The organism is Paenibacillus spiritus, from assembly GCF_008710135.1.
Classification (GTDB): Bacteria; Bacillota; Bacilli; order Paenibacillales; family Paenibacillaceae; genus Paenibacillus_AQ; species Paenibacillus_AQ glufosinatiresistens.
Genome location: NZ_VYKK01000022.1, coordinates 77,077 through 95,980, shown reverse-complemented (window position 1 = coordinate 95,980; position 18,904 = coordinate 77,077). Strand labels below are relative to the sequence as shown.

18 protein-coding genes are annotated in these 18,904 nt (G+C 55.7%); 5 read left to right on the top strand and 13 right to left on the bottom strand.

The genetic code is table 11. The annotated features are described in order from the left end of the window. Positions 1-85: 85 nt before the first annotated feature. The 3 genes from F4V43_RS15345 to F4V43_RS15335 form a co-directional block, all read right to left on the bottom strand. Positions 86-1,006 (bottom strand): LacI family DNA-binding transcriptional regulator, encoded by a 921-nt coding sequence (locus F4V43_RS15345; protein WP_150459134.1) that lies wholly within the window; start codon positions 1,004-1,006, stop codon positions 86-88. A gap of 85 nt (positions 1,007-1,091) precedes the next feature. Beyond that, complete coding sequence (locus F4V43_RS15340; protein WP_150459133.1) at positions 1,092-1,346, bottom strand: AbrB/MazE/SpoVT family DNA-binding domain-containing protein; 255 nt, start codon at positions 1,344-1,346, stop codon at positions 1,092-1,094. A gap of 235 nt (positions 1,347-1,581) precedes the next feature. Further along, positions 1,582-2,628 (bottom strand): CapA family protein, encoded by a 1,047-nt coding sequence (locus tag F4V43_RS15335; RefSeq protein WP_408638281.1) that lies wholly within the window; start codon positions 2,626-2,628, stop codon positions 1,582-1,584. A gap of 229 nt (positions 2,629-2,857) precedes the next feature. Here F4V43_RS15335 and F4V43_RS15330 point away from each other — a divergent pair, with 229 nt between their 5' ends. Then, positions 2,858-3,703 (top strand): polysaccharide deacetylase family protein, encoded by an 846-nt coding sequence (locus F4V43_RS15330; RefSeq protein WP_150459132.1) that lies wholly within the window; start codon positions 2,858-2,860, stop codon positions 3,701-3,703. Between the two features lie 116 nt (positions 3,704-3,819). Here F4V43_RS15330 and F4V43_RS15325 read toward each other — a convergent pair whose 3' ends face one another. Further along, the gene (locus F4V43_RS15325; protein WP_150459131.1) at positions 3,820-5,913 is read right to left on the bottom strand and encodes an alpha-galactosidase; all 2,094 of its coding nucleotides are present in this window, start codon (positions 5,911-5,913) and stop codon (positions 3,820-3,822) included. A 260-nt stretch (positions 5,914-6,173) separates the two neighbouring features. Between F4V43_RS15325 and F4V43_RS15320 the strand changes: the two genes are divergently transcribed. After that, positions 6,174-7,040, top strand: coding sequence for a nitroreductase family protein (locus F4V43_RS15320; protein ID WP_150459130.1), 867 nt, complete (start codon positions 6,174-6,176; stop codon positions 7,038-7,040). 293 nt (positions 7,041-7,333) lie between these two features. On the opposite strand, the gene F4V43_RS15315 is transcribed toward F4V43_RS15320, so the two are convergent. From F4V43_RS15315 to F4V43_RS15300, 4 genes are all read right to left on the bottom strand, one after another. Next, positions 7,334-8,365, bottom strand: a complete 1,032-nt coding sequence (locus tag F4V43_RS15315; RefSeq protein ID WP_150459129.1) for a fibronectin type III domain-containing protein — start codon at positions 8,363-8,365, stop codon at positions 7,334-7,336. 356 nt (positions 8,366-8,721) lie between these two features. Next, on the bottom strand, positions 8,722-9,291 hold the full coding sequence (locus tag F4V43_RS15310) for a manganese catalase family protein (protein WP_150459128.1): 570 nt from the start codon (positions 9,289-9,291) through the stop codon (positions 8,722-8,724). 58 nt (positions 9,292-9,349) lie between these two features. Continuing rightward, positions 9,350-9,616 (bottom strand): spore coat protein CotJB, encoded by a 267-nt coding sequence (locus F4V43_RS15305; RefSeq protein ID WP_150459127.1) that lies wholly within the window; start codon positions 9,614-9,616, stop codon positions 9,350-9,352. 11 nt (positions 9,617-9,627) lie between these two features. Then, a complete protein-coding gene (locus F4V43_RS15300) occupies positions 9,628-9,834 on the bottom strand; it encodes a spore coat associated protein CotJA (protein ID WP_150459126.1) in 207 nt (68 codons plus the stop codon). Between the two features lie 179 nt (positions 9,835-10,013). Between F4V43_RS15300 and F4V43_RS15295 the strand changes: the two genes are divergently transcribed. After that, a complete protein-coding gene (locus F4V43_RS15295) occupies positions 10,014-10,523 on the top strand; it encodes a hypothetical protein (protein WP_150459125.1) in 510 nt (169 codons plus the stop codon). A 43-nt stretch (positions 10,524-10,566) separates the two neighbouring features. Here the strand turns inward: F4V43_RS15295 and F4V43_RS15290 are convergent, their stop codons facing one another. From F4V43_RS15290 to F4V43_RS15270, 5 genes are all read right to left on the bottom strand, one after another. Beyond that, positions 10,567-11,931: a hemolysin family protein gene (locus F4V43_RS15290; RefSeq protein ID WP_150459124.1), complete on the bottom strand. Its 1,365-nt coding sequence runs from the start codon at positions 11,929-11,931 to the stop codon at positions 10,567-10,569. A gap of 19 nt (positions 11,932-11,950) precedes the next feature. Continuing rightward, on the bottom strand, positions 11,951-13,087 hold the full coding sequence (yfkAB, locus tag F4V43_RS15285; RefSeq protein WP_150459123.1) for a radical SAM/CxCxxxxC motif protein YfkAB: 1,137 nt from the start codon (positions 13,085-13,087) through the stop codon (positions 11,951-11,953). A 213-nt stretch (positions 13,088-13,300) separates the two neighbouring features. After that, positions 13,301-14,377: an HD-GYP domain-containing protein gene (locus F4V43_RS15280; RefSeq protein WP_150459122.1), complete on the bottom strand. Its 1,077-nt coding sequence runs from the start codon at positions 14,375-14,377 to the stop codon at positions 13,301-13,303. A gap of 117 nt (positions 14,378-14,494) precedes the next feature. Further along, a complete protein-coding gene (locus tag F4V43_RS15275) occupies positions 14,495-15,319 on the bottom strand; it encodes an undecaprenyl-diphosphate phosphatase (RefSeq protein WP_150459121.1) in 825 nt (274 codons plus the stop codon). Positions 15,320-15,380: 61 nt separating this feature from the next. Beyond that, a complete protein-coding gene (locus F4V43_RS15270; protein ID WP_150459120.1) occupies positions 15,381-16,817 on the bottom strand; it encodes a bifunctional metallophosphatase/5'-nucleotidase in 1,437 nt (478 codons plus the stop codon). Positions 16,818-16,948: 131 nt separating this feature from the next. On the opposite strand from F4V43_RS15270, the gene F4V43_RS15265 reads away from it, so the two are divergent. Both F4V43_RS15265 and F4V43_RS15260 read left to right on the top strand, forming a co-directional pair. Continuing rightward, entirely contained in the window at positions 16,949-17,623 is a 675-nt protein-coding gene (locus F4V43_RS15265) for a molybdenum cofactor biosynthesis protein (protein ID WP_150459119.1), read from the top strand. A gap of 200 nt (positions 17,624-17,823) precedes the next feature. Further along, positions 17,824-18,864, top strand: a complete 1,041-nt coding sequence (locus tag F4V43_RS15260; protein WP_150459118.1) for an HD-GYP domain-containing protein — start codon at positions 17,824-17,826, stop codon at positions 18,862-18,864. Positions 18,865-18,904: the final 40 nt, after the last annotated feature.

The following is an 18,904-nucleotide window of genomic DNA, read 5'->3' as shown; positions in this document are numbered from 1 at the left end:
TGTCAAGCCCGTTCAGACCTTCTCCGGCAGACGGTTAAGCGGAAGCTTCTGTCGGGCGTACAAGGCTCGACATTTTTGTGACCGGTCAATCGAGCGGAACCGGAGAGACCCGCATAATCGCCGGCGGAAACGGCCGGTCGGTGTGCATTTGCGAAATCTCCGCCAGAAGATCGGCAGCCATTTCGGCTTTGACGACGCTGTCGATCAGAATCCGGCGGGTTCCCGGGGCCAGCAGTCCGCCTTCTGCGCTGCCGACTACGACCGTCAGACCGGCACTTCCAAGCTGCCGCTCGGCCCGTACGCCTAGCGCTTCGCCCAGCACGATGCCTCTCATACCCCGTCTTTCGCCGAGGAACGCTTCCATGGAACGGGTGCCGTCCTCCACGTAGAGATGCTCCCGTCCGCATACGCGCTCGGCCTGCCGGTAGACGTAACTTTCCGGGCCGTCTTCCATCACCACGAAGAACGGCTCTTCCTCCCGTGCTGCGGCGCGAAAGATTGTCTCGTAATCCCCGAGAACCTCGTGAAAAAGCGGGTCGCCCAGATGGCTGTCGATAAATACAAGCGGAATAACGAACTGCTGTACCCGCTGCTTCAGCGTCTCCGTATCGACATCGATCAGGAAAGCCCCGTCGAGCGAACGGCTGCGGCTGATCCGAATCTGTTCAGCGGGATCTCCGGCCGAGAGCAGCAGCGTATCGTAGCCTCTGCGGCCCATCTCCTTTTGCAGCGCATCGACCAGATCATACTGTTCCAGCCTTCGGCCCCGGGAGCGGTTGCCGCCTGCAATCAGTCCGATCATCCGGCTCTGACGGTTCGCCAGCGTCTTGGCGGTCATATCGGGCACATAGTTCAGCTTGCGGGCCGCTTCAAATACCCGGAGCCTAGTTTCGTGGCTGATCTTCTCCTTCTCGGAGTAGTTCAGCACATAGGAGACCGTCGCCGACGATACGCCGGCTTCGGCCGCAATGTCCCGCATGGTCACTCTCCGGTGTTCGTTCTGCACAGCGCTTCTCCTCCTCTCTTAACAAAACAAACGGGGGCCCTGTCGGGCACCCCGTTCGCTCGTCTCTATATGCGGGCTTGCCGTCTTAGGCACGGTCGAAGCTCTCCAGCAGCTCGTCCAGAATATCCCGGCTGACCATTTTCCCCTTAAAGTTAATCAGATTCTCCGAGCTTCCCGAGAAAATGCAGGTAGGCTCGTATTTGCGCAAAATAATCTTCTCCCCATCGACAAAAATTTCAAGCGGGTCCTTAATGTCGATGCCCATCGTTCTGCGCAGCTCGATCGGAATTACGATCCGTCCCAGCTCATCCACTTTTCTTACAATACCTGTTGCTTTCATCGTCAACATCCTCCCGTATGGCCCTTCGTATAATGTTCTTCTATTGTTGAACGTACCGATTTACTCAGCGTAGAGTAAAACTTAGCATTCTCTATCAAATTGTAAGGTCCTGCAAGTTTTATGTCAAATTATTTTTTTACATTTTTCGATATTTATCGACAAATGACTCCGTTGATTCGCTTTCGCTTTCGACATCTTTCTTCTAATAAAAAGAAGGCCTTTCGGCCTTCGGTTCTTATTTCTCCCTCACGTTGCCCGAGGTGTCCACTACGGCGTTGTAGGACAGCTTGTTCAACAGATTGTAGGTGACCCGGTTATATGACGGATCCATCGGCGTCGGCTGCCCCTGCTTGATCTGCACCGGCACAACCCGGGAAGTCAGCTTGCCCGCCGGGTCGAGCTTGAACGTGGCAATCATCGAGCGGAGCGTCTTGTCGCCTCCTCTTGTGGAGCGGTTGAAGACGAAGTTGCCGAGCGAATAGTAAATTGGTTTATGCTTGTAGTATTCCACGCCCATCAGACAATGGCTGTGGGCTCCGATAATGAGATCGGCTCCGCTGTCGATCAGGGAACGGGCCAGCTTGCGGGCATACGCTTCCGGGTAGTCCTTGAACTCCTGGTTCCAGTGAATATAGACGACGGTAAAATCATGCGTCTTCGCGCTGGCCCGGACGGCGCTGAGCATCGGCTCATCCGTGTACGCCGACGCCGCTCCCGGCGTCTTCTCTCCGGCATACCAGGCAGGGCCGGACAGTACCCGGCTGACTCCGAGGACCGCGACGGATTTCCCGCCGATCGTCTTCACATACGGACGAAACGCTTCCTTTATATTGGCTCCGGCCCCAGTTCGCCCGATCCGGTTGCGGTCCAGATGAATCAGGGTGTCGAGCATCGCCTGCTGTCCATAGTCGAGAATATGGTTATTCGCCAAGGTTACGCCGTCGATCCCGGCATAGACCAGCCCCTCCAGCGTCTCGGGCTTGGAACGGAATACAAAGGTCTTGCCCTGCGAGGCCTTCCCGCGGATGGAGACCGGCGTCTCCAGATTGGCGAATGCCAGATCGGCAGGCTTCAGCAGCGGAGCCGTCTTGAGGAACGGATACTTCGTTCCGTAGCGGGCAATCTGGTTCCCGACATAGCCGTCCAGCAGAATATCGCCCGCAAAGGCCATGGTCAGCGGCTCTGCAGACTTCCCGGGCTTCGCGGGAACGGAAGCCGGAGAAGCGGATACCGCGGCGGATGGAACCGGCGAGGCCGCTGCCGAGGTTCTCGCCGGCACAATCGCCGGCAGCGCCAGGGCGCCTGCCAGCAGAACGGCGGCTGCGCGGCCGCCTGTCTTGTAGAGCCAATGCTTGCTGAATCTGTACACTTGTAGGAATCTCCTCTCTTCTCATCCTATCATTCTACTATATGGCCCGCTGCCGTTAACAGATGCCGTCCTTCCTATTCCCGCATAATAAAACGTCCTGAATGGCAAGCTATAGGCGTTGTCAGGAAAGGAGCGACAGAGGATGAATGCACTGCGCCTGCTGGGATGCGCGGCTCTGATTGCGCTGCTTCCTTCTGCTTCCGGCTTCGCGGAAGCCTCTCCGAAGGGGCGCGAGTATTACGAGCAGCGCGGCGAGATCGTCTGGGAGGTTCCGACGGAGGACCCCCTCGTGGCGCTGACCTTCGATGACGGGCCGGACCGCTCCCATACGCCGGAGATTCTGGCGCTGCTCAAGCAGTACAACGCCAAGGCTACCTTTTTTGTGGTTGGCGACAAGGTCGCCCGGTACCCGGACCTCGTCCGGGCTGAATTGGCTGCAGGACACGAGGTCGGCAATCATACCTATCACCACCCCTCGCTGAAGGCCGTCTCTGCGGGAGACATGCTAAAGGAAATTGACAGCACCCAGGAAGCGGTGCTGAAGGCAACCGGCCTGAAGCCGGTGCTCTTCCGCCCGCCGGGAGGTTGGTACAACGAAGCGGTCGTCGAACTGATCAAGCGGAACCGGATGCAGCTTGTTCTCTGGTCCTGGAACCAGGATACCTGGGATTGGGCCCGGCCGGGCGTGAACCATATCGTTACCAAGGTGCTGCGCGGCGTCAAGGGAGGCAACATCGTGCTGATGCACGATTATGTTCCCGGCAGCTCCCAGACGGTCCAAGCGCTGCGGATCATTCTGCCGGAGCTCCAGCGCAGGCATTACCGCTTCGTTACGGTCTCCGAGCTTCTGCAGCATCGACCGGTGCACGGTCTGCGGCAGAGGGCGGAAGGCTCGGATTCGCCGCCGCAGATTCCCGATCCGGTGCGAGAGAGCCGCGGAGCCCTGGGGAAGGACCCGGTTTCTGAGCGCGGACTGGAACAGGAATAGAAGAACAGGAAGAGCCGCCCGGCTGACTGCCGGACGGCTCTTCCTGTCTGCCCGCAGCTTCAAAGCGGGGCGGTGATACCCCGCCTGAAGCCGTCCGCGGCGGCGCGGCCTTCGGCTCAGCGCACCGTGAGCGCAATGAGCCGGGCCGTCACGCCGGGCGGCAGCTGGGCCGACAGCGTGCCCGCGGCGGCGTCCCACGCGAGCTCGCATCCCGCCCCGCGCGGATACAGGCACTCGGCGTCGGCTTCGCGCCCGGCCAGCGCCGGCAGTGGGAGTACCGTGCCGGGCTCATCGCCCGCCGTGCGCCACAGGGCGATATAGCGCTTGTTGCCGCGGGCAAGGCCCAGACTGACCCAAGGCGAAGCCGGGTCCGGCAGACCCAGCGGCCAGAAGGGCAGCGCTTCGGGGATATCGGAGCGGATTCTTTTGTACACATCCAGCGCCTCCTTCACCAGCGCCCGCCGCCGCGGACTCAGCTCCGCCAGGTGACCGCTCTGATGAACCCGCAGCAGCAGCGCATTCACCATGTTGAAGATGACTTCATTGTCATCTCCCTCGCGCATCGGGTACGACCAGATCGCCGACTGCTCCGGCGTCAGTCCCGCAGGGGAACCGGCCGCAATGGAGGCATAACGGACATAGTTGTCCTGATCGCTGGTGGACTGAATGCTGTAGCGGCTCAGCATGGCGTAATCCATCCGCATCCCGCCGCTCGAGCAGTTCTCGATGACCAGCTCGGGATACCGCGCGAACACGCCGTCGAGCCATTCCAGATAAGCCCGGTTATGTCCGAGCAGGCCGTCCCCATAGCTGTCCGCATCCGTCTCGGTCCCGATACCGGCGTTGATATTGTAATCCATCTTGATATACCCGACTCCATACTCCCGAACCAGACGGTCAATGACCGAATCCGCATAGGCGCGAACCTTCGGATTGCGGTAATCGAGCTGATAGCGGCTGCGGTCCATCACCCGCCGTCCGTGGCGCATGAAGAACCAGGAATCATCCGTATCCTTCAGCTTCGGACTGTGAATCCCCATGACTTCCAGCTCCAGCCACAGTCCGGGGATCATCCCTTTCTTCCGGATATAATCCAGAACGTAGACGATGCCTTCCGGGAACCGTTCCGGCGAAGGCAGCCATTCCCCGACTCCGTCCCACCATTCCCCTTCGGCATACCAGCCGGCGTCGATGCAGAAGTATTCTGCTCCGATCTCGGCGGCGGCGTCGATAAGCGGCAGCAGCTTCGCCGTCGTCGGACTGCCCCACAGACAGTTCATATAGTCATTGAAAATGACCCGCAGCAGCCGGTTATCGTCATTCGTCCGCCGGATGGTCCGGCGATAGCGGGTAAGCTGACCGGCCGCTTCCTCGAATCCGCCGATCACCGATCCGACCGCTACCGGCACCGATATAAACTTCTCGCCCGGCTCCAGCCGCAGCCACCAGTGATTGTCGTGTTCGGTCGGTCCGCTCGCCAGCAGAGTCAGCTGATCGTACTGGTCGATCAGCTCCCAGTGCCAGGACCCGTTATGCTCAATCTGCCAGAACAGCGCCGAACCGTGCTCCCGGTTCAGCATGACGGCCATCGGCAGCAGCTCGGCCGACGACCAGGAGCCGGTATTCGATGCGGCGATCCGCTTGGACCCGCGGTCCGTCAGATGCGACATGCCAAGCTCGGGCAGGGTGTAGGCGCGCCATTGCAGTTCGCTTTGCCATCCGCTGTGCGCCAGATAGACCTCCATCTTGTCGCTGCGGTCTCCCTGGCCCTCCCGGTCGCAGCCGGTCAGGGCAAAGGAGGAGACGTATTCGACTCCAACGGCCTCGGCTCCTTCATTGCTCAGCTCATTCCAGCATCGAACCACCGTAAGTCCGTCGTAGAACTGATAGTGCTGGACCGCCTGCAACCCGGTAGCGGGGTCGCGGAGCATAACTTCCAGCTTCCGTCCCTTCTCTCCGGCGTAGTCGCGATGCCCGTTATAGACAAGCCGCAGGCCGGGATAGGAAGCCCGATGCGACCGCCCATGGTACTCCGCCCGGTCTTCACCGGATAATTGGACTTCCATCAGCCGAAATCCCGGCTTCGCCTTCTCGTTGATTTCGCTTTCAGGACGAAAAGCGCCGAAGTGCAGCAGGCGCACATCGCCCTCTGCTGTAATTTCGATCCGCAGCTCAAGGCCATTCTCTTCCACTTGGATTAATTGGTTCATGCCATCCTCCCGCTTCATGTAGCTTCTTATAGGTTCTTCATTATTTTTGTTAGGATAACTTAATAACATTATTCTAAACATCATATCAAAATCCTTTGTTCTATCCAAGCACCTTATAAAAAATCCTCTCCTCTCTCTTCCTCCCCGGGCAACCGCCTATACGCCAGCCTTCGAGATTCGGTGCCTTTTCTCACACCTTTCTGCCCGGGGGCCTTATATACTCGAATCATCCAGCGAACGAACAGAAAGGAAGCGATCCCATGACGACCGACACGTCTCCTGCTGCCGGCAGCCTGTACGAAGCAATCAAGATCAGAAGATCGGTGCGAACCTTCAGGACCGAGGCGCTGCGCAGCGAAGATCTTCTTACTCTGGAAGCTTATCTAGCAGATCCGGCCAACTGGACCGGTCCTTGGGGAAGAACAGTCCGGCCCCAGTGGATTCCGGTGAAGGGCAAGCGGACGGACCAGGGTATCAAGCTTGGCACCTACGGCATGATCCGGAATCCCCAAGGATATGCCGCAGGCTCCGTCCGCAAGGACGATCCGCTCGGACTTGCCGATTTCGGCTATGTCTTTGAAGGGCTGGTGCTGCATCTGACCCATCAGGGAGTGGGCACCTGCTGGCTCGGCGGCAGCTTCACCCGCAGCACCTTTGGTCAAGAACTGAACATCGGGGCGGACGAATGGATTCCGTGCGTCAGTCCGGTCGGCTATCCCGCGGACAGCGAAGGTCTGCTGCGCAGCGTGATACGCCAGGCCGTAGGAGCGAACCGGCGCAAAGAGTGGAGCGAGCTGTTCATGGACGGCGCCTTCGGACAGCCGCTGACGGAGGCAGCCGCCGGCAGGCTCGCGGAAGCGTTCGAGTCGGTGCGGCAAGGCCCTTCCGCTTCCAACAAGCAGCCCTGGCGGCTGCTGCTGGCCGAAGACCGGCGGGCGGTCCACTTCTTCCTGCGCCGCACCCCCGGCTACAGCGAGACTATGCAGCGCATCGACCTTGGCATTGCCATGCGGCATTTCGAGGAGGCCTGCCGTGCTCTGGAATTGCCCGGGGATTGGATCATTGCCGATTCCGCTCCGGCTGCGCCGGATGACGGAACGGAATATCTGTACACGCGGATGCTCTAAGCCACCGCGTCTCCGCCTTTTTATTAGGGTCACCTTCAGACCGGCTGGGGTAACCCCCCTCTTCAATACACTTTCTTATACTCCCGGTCTTCCTTGATGATCTCCACCGCTTCCTTGAAGCGCTAGGTCCGGCATCTTTTGTAAGCTGGAAGATCATAATGAAGAAAATTTCCATATGAGCAAATAGCAGACGCTTGATTTAACTTGATTTAGCTTAATTTATTTAGATTAAAGTTTTACAATCCCATAATTCCACACTAAAAAAGGGTCGCATTTCTGCGACCCCAAAATTATTACTCAACAGGAATATACTCATTTACTTCGAAAGTCAATATTTTATCAAAGATAACATAATCTTTTCGATTCTTGAAAGGGCCTTTATTAGTATTATACTTGTTTATCGCATATGATGCTGTACCCGTTCCAGCTTCCTTTGTCTCATACCACGAAATGAAGGCATTAATCTCTTGCATACTTAAATCATATTCCTTTTCAAGTCCAGTGGACATGGTAATAGTAAGTAGCCCTCTATTCTTTTGAGGAGCTTGCGGAGTTGCAACTACCACATTTGAATAGTAACCTTCACCAGCTGAATTTATAGAAGTTATAACATAATAATACGTAGTCGAATTTGTTACAGTCAAATCTTGATAGGTAGCCCTTGTTACCGGTACATTTTGTTGTATTGTTACAAAGGGTCCAACTGGAGAGGTGGATCGCTTAACATTATAGTAGGTAGCTGCACTATTGCCGATCCACTGTAGAGATACATTGGCATCGCCAGCAGTTGCAGTAAGATTGCTTGGACTATTTAAACTGGTATTAATCATATACCCTGTACTGTCAATATCTATTGCATCCATTCCCCAAGTTCCTGTGGTGGCTGCTTCAATATGAACTGTATGTTGTGTATTAGAAAGACCAGTCTTCTCATATAACAAAACAAATCTATCAGTAGTAACACTATTGCTGTAGGCAGAATAGGTCTCTGTAACACCATCAATAGTTACTGCAACATTACTAGAACCTGCATTATTTTTTGCATAAATAAGTCTTAACTTTGTACCAACGAATGAAAACTCTACATACTTCCCTTGATTTGCGCTATCTGTCCAATGTGCTGTTCCATTATAATCAACACTATTACCGGTCCCTTTTAAAAAATTACCATTATAGGTGATTCTGGTATCCGTATCATCAATTCTCTGCCAACTAGTTTCAGGAATCGGCAATGTTTGTCCTACTGATGCAGCAGATACAGATAGCGGAGTATTCAACCCCATAAATAGTGTTACAAATAGCATAAAAATGACTTTGTTTTTCATTCAACTTCCCCCTATATTTGTAAATACGGTACATATACTAACAAAATAGTAGAATGTTTGTCCAAACTTTTTTTATATTTGGATATATTGTAAAAATTTTGCTACACAGAATTGATTAAATTATCAATGAAGAGAACAAATAAGTCCTCTAGGCTTAACTCTGGGGATCTTTGCCCTTTTACATATAGCGAATTATTGGGTCATTCCACTACCATGAAAGATAGTTAACAATCGATAAAAATCCTCAGGACATAAAATAGCCCCAGATTGACTCTGGGGCAAATCCTGATTAATAAAATGTTTGCAAGAACGACGGAATGGAGTATCTGTACACGTTCGCGGGTTATCCCGCCCTTTCAATACACCTTCTTGTATTCCCGGTCTTCCTTAATGATCTCCACCGCTTCCTTGAAGCGCTGGGCATGCACGACTTCCCGCTCGCGCAGGAATTTCAGTCCGTCCTGAAGGTCCACGTCGTCGGTGATGTCGATTAGCCACTGGTATGTAGCGCGTGCTTTCTCTTCGGCGGCAATGTCTTCGTACAGATCGGCGAGCGGGTCGCCCTTGGCCTGAATGTAGGTCGCAGTCCAAGGAACTCCGGCGGCATTCTCGTAGTAAAGGGCGCTGTCATGATTCACAAAATGCGCGCCCAGTCCTGCCTCCACCAACTGGTCCGGCGTGGCATCTTTGGTCAGCTTGAAGATCATGGTAGCAATCATTTCCAGGTGGGCGAACTCCTCCGTTGAAATATCGTTGAGCACCCCGATGACTTTATCTGGAATCGTATACCGCTGATTCATATAACGCAGCGCCGCTGCCAGTTCTCCGTCGGCCCCGCCGTACTGCTCCATCAAATACTTGGCCATGCGCGGATCGCACTTGCCAACCCGGACCGGGTATTGCAGTTTCTTCTCATACACCCACATTGCCCGCTTCCCTCCCGCTTCTGCTTTTTTGCCTCCATCCACCCTTCCACGCTTCCGGTTAAACCTGCCAAGGCCAGGGACTCTGGCTCCATTCCCAGGGACACTTGGAATAGGCGCGGCCAAAATTCTGCAGCGGTCCGTACAGCTCCTGGAACTGCTTCGCCAGCCGGGTCCGCTCCTGGGTCAACTGATTGAATTGCTGGATGGCGCGCAGGTCCAGCGGATGGGTATCCAGGAACAGATTCAGCTCTACCAGCGCAAAGTCCAGCGTCTGAAGCTGTTCCAGCATCTCGTAATATTGGGCATCGCACGCTTGGGTCTCCATGGCTCCTCCTCCTAACACTTCTTCGGCTCGTAGGGACTGAACAAGGCCGGCCACAGTGTTCCGGCTCTCAGCGCTTCCGGCAGGCTGAATTGTGGCAGATCGGGCGGCTGAAAGCCCAGATACTGATTCGGCGGAATGACATACGTTTTGCAAGGGAGCGGCGGACAGGGATCAAAGGGGCCCCGGAAGGGCACATAGGATCGGATTTGCGAGTTCAAAGTCGAGTCCTCCTCCGGCCCGGACGTACCCGGGCATATTTTCCGTATCACTATATGCGGCAAAACGGGGGATCAGAAGGAAGCAGACAAAATTTAACCGGCACCTCGTTTTCTTCCATTCTATTGGATGATATGATATAAAGTGTAAAATAACCAACCGAATCCATAGGAGGCGAATCATGAAGTTTGCTGCAAAAATGGTGTTAACATCCTTATTAAGTACGGCAATCGTTCTCTCTGCATCACCTGCCATGGCGGTAAATCCGGAACGAAGCCTTCTCTCCGAGTCAGACTCCCATACCCGTTATCCGTACTATAATCATGCTGTGCTGGGCACCCCTTCCGTTATTCTTCCCGCCTATACCATTCCTGCCCATTATGGTTGGGTTAAAGTCTGGGTGAAGAATAAAGGAGAAGATACCATCACAGTCACCGTGACTCAGGGAACGGAAGCCGGACCGATTAAAATGCAGTTCAAGGTCCCCCCGGGAAAAATGGCATACAAAATCGCCTCGAGTCCTTGGTCTACCGGTCCTCACGTCGTCAGCGCCACCCCAAGCCAAGGGTATGCGGTCAATGCCTTACTAACGGTTAAACTTGCGTCTACTGAAGAGGCGATTCGGGAGAACACGAATCAGGGCGATTCAGCACCTTCGGCAGAGAAGCCCTCGCTTAGACCACACCACTAAAAAATCCCGGCCGCATCTCCGCGGCCGGAATCTTCAATGCTCTCTATTCTTCTTCCCTCTCATCCGAATCCTTCCGTTCGCTCTCCTGCGGCAGGGCCGGCATCGGCTTATGAATCAGCACGCGCGTAATGCGCAGACGCGTTGATTCTTCCACCTCGAAGGTTATATTGTCCACGATACGTTTCTTGCCTTTGGACGGGCTTCCTTCCAGTTCTTTGAACAGCCATCCGCCGATAGAGTCCACTTCATCGTCCTCGATCTCAACGCCGACCAGATCGCATACTTCTTCGATCAGCATGCGGCCGGACACCGAGATGTATTCGCCCTTCACTTCAACCTCGGGACGCTCGTCCTCGAATTCGTCGTGCAGGTCTCCCACGATCTCCTCCAGAATCTCTTCGGCGGTCAGGAGACCCGCCGTTCCTCCGTACTCGTCCACCACCAGGGTAAGCTGCGCATGATTCTTCTGCATCAGCCGCAGCGCATGGCTGATCTCGATAGATTCGGGCACGTTGAGAATCGGCCGGACCAGCGTAGCCAGATCGTTCTGCTGATCGGTCGGAGCCAGGAGGAGATCGGTGATATGGACAAAGCCGATAATCCGGTCTTTGTCTTCCACCGCTACAGGATACCGCGAATGTTTGGTCTCCGAGACAATCTTCAGGTTCTCTTCCAGCGTCAGGTTCGTGTAGAGGACATCCATATCGGTTCTAGGCAGCATAACCTCGCGGGCCAGCAGGTCGGAGAACTCGAAGATGTTGTCCATCAGCTTCATTTCTTCCTTGTCGATAACCCCGCTGTTCGCGCTCTGGTTCATCAGGATCCGGATTTCCTCCTCCGAGTGGGCGGCCTCCGACTCGCTTGCCGGCTCTACGCCGACCAGCCGCAGCAGACCGTTGGCGGAAGCGTTCAGCACCCAGATGAAAGGCATGAACACTTTATAGAAGAACATCAGCGGTGCAGACAGCAGCAGCGCAGATCCTTCCGTCTTCTGAATGGCCAGCGATTTCGGCGCCAGCTCTCCGAGAACGATATGTAAGAACGTGATGATGCAGAATCCGACGACTACCGATACAGTGGAGATCAGCCCATGATCGGTAATCCCGAGCTTGAACATCAGCGGCTCGATCAGCAGCTCGGATATGGCAGGCTCCCCGATCCAGCCTAAGCCCAGCGACGCCAGCGTAATGCCGAACTGGGTAGCGGACAAATAAGCGTCCAGCTTCTTGTTGACCTTCAAGGCATAGCCTGCCAGTTTGTTGCCCTCGCTGACCAACTGCGTCAGACGGGATTGCCTGATTTTGACGAGCGAGAACTCCGCCGCCACGAACACCCCGTTCAAGAAGACGAGTACCAGCACAAGCGCCAGATTCAGCAGCAGGCTTCCGAACTCGAAGTGAGTATTCACGATAACACACGCCCCGTTTCTACAGAATGATCGCTCTTCTAGACTTAAAGTCGATATCGGAATAGTACATGTCGGCAACCAGCAGGTTGGGGCCGCAGCAGGCAGCCGCTTCGCAGTAGCAGTCGACTTTCCGATTCAGCGGATGTTCGTTCACCCATCGCCCGAATATTTCGTCCAGACCCGATTCTGCAATGTTGCCAAAAGCCGGAATGTCCGCGAAATCGGTCACAAAGACCTCGCCGTTGAACAAATTCACATTGACGCGGTTGCGTCCGTCGGGATCGTTGCGGACCGTTACATTCCGTTCGCTTCTCAGCCGCTCCAGCAGCTTCTGGTCGCGCTCTTCCGCGCTGCAGGCGAAGAAAGGCAAGGTGCCAAGCAGCATCCACATCTCGGGATCGCGGGCATCCAGCAGCCCGTGAATGGCGGAAGCCATTTCCTCAAGAGACAACACCGGGAGGGAAGCCGCAAAATTCGACGCATACATCGGATGCACTTCATGGCGGAGACAGCCCATCTGCCGGATCAGCTCATGAATGCCGGGCAGCTTCGTATGGGTCCGGTAGTTAATCATCGACTCGGCCGAAATGAACATGCCGTCCCGGCTGAGCCGCTGCGCGTTCTCCAGCATCGTGTCGTAGAGCCGGTAAGCGGCCTCTTTGGATACCGGGTGTCCGCTGTTCGCAAATCCGACTTCATGGAAGTCATCGCCATTCAAGTAATTGAACGAAATATGCATAACATCCAGGTACGGAAGCAGCTTCTCATACCGGTTGTAGGGCATCGTCAAATTGGAGTTAATCTGGGAGCGGACTCCCCGTTCTCTGGCATATTTCAGCAGCGGAACAATCATCCCGTCCACCGTGGAAGCCCGGAACATCGGCTCTCCGCCGGTGATGCTGATCGTCTGCAGATGCTCTACGCGATCGAGCGCCTCCAGCATCCGTTCGAGCGGAAGCAGATCGCCCTCCTTCATAGTAAGACTGTCACCCACCGCACAGTGCTCGCAGCGCATATTGCACAGATTGGTCACGGTCATCTCGACGCTGGTCAGCACATGCCGTCCATGCTCGCGAAGAGAGAGCAGCGGGTCCCACGGATCATAGCTCGGCGAGATCGCCCGAAGCGTCGTGGTGGTTGGTTGAATTCCTGTCATTCCTATAGACTCCTTCAAAGTTGTATGGCCTATCCCTATTATTAACCCGATTGATTCATCCTTTATCATAACATGAACTTCGTCAAAACCGAACTCCGGCGTCCGAACGCCGGTTCATTCCTGCATAAGGGCACAAAAAAACAGCGCGAATCCGCCCCGCCGCATCAGCGGGACCGCGATTGCACTGCCACAGGGAAAGGAGGAGCTTGTCGTTCACTCGCTGACGCCGGTGATGACAAGAGACAGCGTCTTTCCCAAATCCCTCTCGAAAGGGGCGACCTTCTCGCCCTCGGGTCCATTCAGCACACGGACAACCGGACGGTGCGGGACGGACGGGTCGATTTTGACGACAATCCCGCTCTCTCCGTTGCTTAAGTTGACACTGATTCCAATTGGATAGATGGCTACCCGGTCGCGGAACAGTTCAAGCTGCTTCTGCTCATAGAGCGTGCCCGAACCGACATACAGCGCCTCGACAGCCTGATGGGGGAGCATGGCTTTCTTGTATACCCGGTTGGACGTCATAGCGTCGTAGGAATCCGCTACTCCCAGCCATTTACCGTACTCATGAATCTCGTCGCCTTTCAGGCCGCGCGGATAACCGGTACCGTTGATCCGTTCGTGATGCTGAAGCGCACAGTGGGCCACGAGCAGCGGAATATTCGGCTCTTCCTTCAGGATCCGGTAACCGATCTCGGTGTGGGCCTGCATATGCCGGAACTCTTCGTCGCTGAGCTTGCCCGGCTTCTGGACGATCCGAACCGGAATCTGCGTCTTCCCGATATCATGGAGCAGAGCGCCCATTCCCAGCACGTTCAGCTCCTGCTTGCTGTAACCGTAGGCGATGCCAAGCACCAGAGTGTAGAGACAGACGTTCAGCGAATGCACATAAAGGTAATTATCCGTCGTGTGCATATCCTGAAGCATAATCATGGGAGACTCCATATTGGAAAGGTCGTCCAGAATGTTCTCCATCAGTCTGGAGAATTTCTTGTCTAAATGGTAGAAGCCCTTGGTGATGCCCGAAGCGCCCGACATTTCCTGGAACTGGCTCCGGATAGCCTTGAGCGCCTGATTCCGGGTCTCATCATGGAGCATGGCCGGAATGTCCACATCGTCCGTGTCCCGATCATGCACATACACGTAGCCGATATCCATCCGAAGCAGACGGCTGATCAGCGCATCGGTCAGCTCCATGCCCTCGGCGAGCAGAATAAGCCCTTCGTCGTTGTAAATTTTCTTGCCAATCTTCATCCCCGGCTGCAGCCGGTTCACAGCTAGTAAACGCAATTTGGGTTCACTCCTGACCGTCACGGTAAAATTGCTTTGCCTGTCTTCCTATCCCGCTTTCCGGTGTCATGCCGGTCAGGCTGACGGATGGCTTACCCGAATTTGTTCCCTACCGTCCTACGAACGCATAACGAACAGCCAGAACGCCGCCGCCAGCAGAAAACGATAGATGGCAAAATGGGTCAGCCGGATTCGCTGAATCATGCGCATAAAGAGAAGAACGACTACGTAGGCCACGATGAACGAAATGACGAAGCCCGCGAGAAAAATGCCGATTGTGTCGCTGGTGAACTCCTTGTAGGAATCCAGCAGTTCATAGCCCGAAGCCGCGCACATGATCGGAATTGCGATAATGAACGAGAAATCCGCGGAAGCCTTATAGCTGACCCCGCTCAGCATACCGCCCGAAATCGTCGATCCCGAACGGGAGAAGCCCGGCCAGAGCACGGATATGATCTGATAGAGCCCGATGGCCAGCGCCTGCCCGTACGACAGATCATCCAATTCCTGAGCCGTATTGCGGGCGCGGCGCTTGTTGACCTGCTCGGCTACGATCATCAGAATGCCGCCGGCAACGAGCGCCCACAGCACGGTATTCGCGCTGAAGAGCCCCTTGATGAAGTCCCTGGCGAAGAAAGCTACGGCAAGCGCCGGCGCGATCCCCAGAATGATATGTATCAGATTGAGCCGGGAGCGCGGGGCCAGTCCGTCCGAACGCTGTTTCCCCAGACCCAAAAGGTCGATAATCCGGGTCCGGTAGACAATGGCAATTGCCAGAATGGCGCCGAGCTGAATGACGATCTCGAAGGTCTTCATCAGGTTATCCTGCTCGTTGAAGCCCAGCAGCTTCGTAGTCAGAATCATGTGGCCGGTCGAAGAGACCGGGATGAATTCAGTAATGCCCTCGACAATGGCGAGAATGATCGCTGTAATAATGTCCATAAATTCCTCCCCAACAGACAAATAGTCTAAATCTTCTTACCGCCAATCCCTGCTTGAATCTTCAGCGCAGCGCGCTCCTGAAGCGCGGCTCGGCGCATGTCTCCAGACTTCCGGGCCGCTTCAGCTCCATAGCCAGCAGACTGCGCAGGAAGTGGGGAAGCATAAAGGCCACTTCCCGGCCGTTCCCGATTGTCTCGTACCCCGCTCTGAAGGTGAACATATCCAGGGTTCCAACCGTGTATTCCGCTTCATCCTCCAGCGGCTGTCCGTCGACAAAGACCGCAATACGTTCATCATACGGCATCGGGCCTTGCTCGGACAAGATGTTTAATCCGTCCACGGCCAGTCCGCCCAGCCGTTCCCCGCGAAAGCCGTATCCGTATACAATCTTGTCCCGGTATTCCGCCGTGCGACTCTGCTCCAGCGCCCGGCGAACGTCGGAGCCCTTCAGCTTCATCGTGCAGGGATTGATGGGCGAAGGACAAAGAGCATGCAGCATGCCGGCGGTGACGCGCCCTTTCGGCAGCGGGCCCAGGAGCTGACCGGCGTTGACGAGGGCGAATTGACTTCCGGTGAACCGGCGTACTGCCTGGGCGAGCAGGTTGGAGAACGGGGAGTCTCCCGCCAGATCAAGCGGCAGCTCGCGGTCGGTAACTGCTATCGTCTCGTCCAGGGCTTCCCGTGCCCGGTCGAGCAGAATACCGCCGGCCAGTGCGACCCGCTCATTGAGGCGGTCGGGATCAACCGGCAGACAGCGCCCCCCCGCATAGCGGAAGGGCCCGCCGTCCGGCTCCCGCTCAAAGCGGATGCTGCCCACGAGCCGGCCGAACTTGCCGGCTCCGCATACCGCCGTTCCATTAATTAGAAGAGGCTCCTCCAGGACATGATGGGTATGCCCGCCCAGAATGGCATGAACCCCGTTCAGCTTCGCGGCCAGCTCGCGGTCCGCGGCCAGTCCCAGATGGGACAGAATGACGATAATATCCGACTGGGGCGCGAGCTGCTCCACTTGCTCACGCAGCGCTTCTTCCGGCTCCAGCGCCTCCCAGCCCAGAAGGGCGTAATACGTATGAAACGGAGCGGTTGCCCCGGTAATGCCGATGCGTACCCCGTCTTTGTCGATGACCGTGCTCCGCTTCATCCAGACAGGCGGTTCTCCGGTGGCAGATTCCAGGAAGTTGCAGCAGACCACCGGACAATGAAGTCCGGCGTACAGTCTCTCCAACTCGGCGGAGGAGAAGGTGAGTCCCTCATTGTTGCCGATGGTGACGGCATCGTATCCGGTAAGGTTCAGGATATCAATATTAGCCTGTCCGCGGGTGCCCTCCGTCTCCGCAGCGGCCCGGTCCATGTGGTCGCCGATGTCGAGCATCAGCACCGCTCCCTCTGCTGCGGCCCGCTGTTCATCCATCAGTGCGGCGATGGGGCTCATTCGTTCGAAATGACTGTGAATATCGTTCGTGTGCAGGATCGTTACGGATTGTGTCTTAGCGGCCATACGGCTCAACTCCCTTCCCGGCCGGTATTAATCCGGCTCTCTGCGGAGTCGGACTTCCAGAGGATAGCATAACATTTTCAAGACTGATATGGTATATTGTAGTCATTCTAAATACGCCCCGAGGTGATGATATGCACGTAGAGATCCGGCTGTTCGCCGGCTTGGCAGAGGTTATCGGCTCTTCCCTCCTGTCCTTTCACATTGCGGAGCCCCCGGTTACGGCGGGCCGACTGAAAGAACTGCTGGCTGCCTCCTATCCCGACGCCGCTTCCCAGATTGCCGTCTCGATGACGGCGGTCGACCGCGAGTATGCAGGAGACGATACTGTCATTGCCGAAGGCTCCGAGGTCGCGCTCATTCCTCCAGTCTCCGGCGGCGAACCGCTGACAGCGGCTTCCGTCGACGGACGCTATGCGATCACCGAGCTGCCCTTGAACCCGCAGGACATCCTGGACAAGGTCCAGGACCGCAACCGGGGCGCCTCTCTGCTGTTCCTGGGCACCGTTCGGGAAATGACCGGCGAGGAACGGACCGTTCTCCTGGAATACGAAGCTTACCTTCCGATGGCGCTCGCCAAGCTTGAATCCATCGGACGGGAGACCGAGACGCGCTGGAACGCCTGCTGCGCCATTTCCCACCGGATCGGACCGGTCGGTCCCGGAGAAGCCAGTGTGGCGATTGCGGTTGCATCCGCCCACCGGGAAGCCGCCTATGAAGCCAGCCGGTATGCCATCGAAGAGCTGAAACGAATGGTTCCCATCTGGAAGAAGGACGTCGGCGAATCCGGGCAGCACTGGGTAAGCTGAAGCCAGACGCAGCTTGGGCGGCAGTCCGTCCGGCTTGGACGCTCCTGTATCAGACTATGACTTTATCATTGTTAACAATGCCTTTTTTTGCTATGCTTCAGATTAGAAGCAACGGCGGTCGTTCCAACCGTTTATTTTGACAAGATTCGCCTTGCATGGATTGAGGTTAGTCAATTTGCAAGCAGAGGTGGAAGAAAGACTTGAGAGTGCATGTCACAGATCTTAAACCGGGGGATTATCTGAAAGAAGATACGTTCAGTTCACGCGGTCTTCATGTCCTCCCCAAGGGTACGCAGTTGCAGACAGACGAGATATTCCGGCTGATTCAGCACGGTGTCGATTACGTCGATATCGAATCGGTCTCCCCCTCTCCTGTCAGCGCCGGAAGATCCTCAGCCATCCAGGCCGTCACCACGAATTTTGACAACACGATCATCGGTTTTGAATCGCTCTATCTGGAAGCGTTGACCAAAGGCAGTTTCAATCAGTCCATGGTGGATGATGTCCTGCAGCCCATGCTCCAGTCTCTCGACCGGCACAAAGACGTTGTAACGCTGTTGCTGCTTCTGGACCGGGAAGACGATTATACGTATAATCATTCCCTGCAGGTCGGTATGCTGAGCTACTTCCTGGCCAGCTGGCTCGGATACGGCAAGAAGGAATGCTACGAAATCAGCAAGGCCGGCTTTCTGATCGATATCGGCAAATGCCGGATACCGGCCTCCATTCTGAGCAAGCCGCAGAAGCTCACCCCCGAGGAATTTGAAGAAGTGAAGAAACATACCTTGCATGGTTACGAGATTATCCGGAACTCCATGCCGGACGAGCATACGGCTCTGGTCGCTCTGCAGCATCATGAACGGGAAGACGGCACAGGCTATCCGAACGGACTCCGCAAGCCGGAGATTCACCCGTACGCCCAGATCGCCGCCATCGCCGATGTATACAGCGCCATGACCACCGCGAGAGTCTATCAATCCAAGCAGGAGCTGATTGCAGTTCTCCGGGAAATACATAACCTGAGCTTCGGCAAGCTGAACGCCAAAGCCGTTCAGGCCTTCATCCAGCATATGATGCCGAACTTCATCGGCAAGCGCGTTCTCCTCAGCTCCGGCGACATGGGCGTAATTATTATGAACAACCCGACGGATATGTTCCGTCCGCTTGTGCAGAGCGAGGGCCGGTTCTTTGATCTGGCACGCGACCGCAACGTTGGAATTGTAGAAATTTATATGGAATAGCCCGAGCAGACGGGCAGCAGTCCAATCTTCCATTGGAGCG

Coding starts and splice junctions, on each gene's coding strand:
- F4V43_RS15315 (WP_150459129.1), bottom strand. CDS start 8,365: ATGAAAAACAAAGTCATTTTTATGCTATTTGTAACACTATTTATGGGG.
- yfkAB (WP_150459123.1), bottom strand. CDS start 13,087: ATGACAGGAATTCAACCAACCACCACGACGCTTCGGGCGATCTCGCCG.
- F4V43_RS15265 (WP_150459119.1), top strand. CDS start 16,949: ATGCACGTAGAGATCCGGCTGTTCGCCGGCTTGGCAGAGGTTATCGGC.
- F4V43_RS15320 (WP_150459130.1), top strand. CDS start 6,174: ATGACGACCGACACGTCTCCTGCTGCCGGCAGCCTGTACGAAGCAATC.
- F4V43_RS15275 (WP_150459121.1), bottom strand. CDS start 15,319: ATGGACATTATTACAGCGATCATTCTCGCCATTGTCGAGGGCATTACT.
- F4V43_RS15295 (WP_150459125.1), top strand. CDS start 10,014: ATGAAGTTTGCTGCAAAAATGGTGTTAACATCCTTATTAAGTACGGCA.
- F4V43_RS15270 (WP_150459120.1), bottom strand. CDS start 16,817: ATGGCCGCTAAGACACAATCCGTAACGATCCTGCACACGAACGATATT.
- F4V43_RS15310 (WP_150459128.1), bottom strand. CDS start 9,291: ATGTGGGTGTATGAGAAGAAACTGCAATACCCGGTCCGGGTTGGCAAG.
- F4V43_RS15330 (WP_150459132.1), top strand. CDS start 2,858: ATGAATGCACTGCGCCTGCTGGGATGCGCGGCTCTGATTGCGCTGCTT.
- F4V43_RS15325 (WP_150459131.1), bottom strand. CDS start 5,913: ATGAACCAATTAATCCAAGTGGAAGAGAATGGCCTTGAGCTGCGGATC.
- F4V43_RS15340 (WP_150459133.1), bottom strand. CDS start 1,346: ATGAAAGCAACAGGTATTGTAAGAAAAGTGGATGAGCTGGGACGGATC.
- F4V43_RS15305 (WP_150459127.1), bottom strand. CDS start 9,616: ATGGAGACCCAAGCGTGCGATGCCCAATATTACGAGATGCTGGAACAG.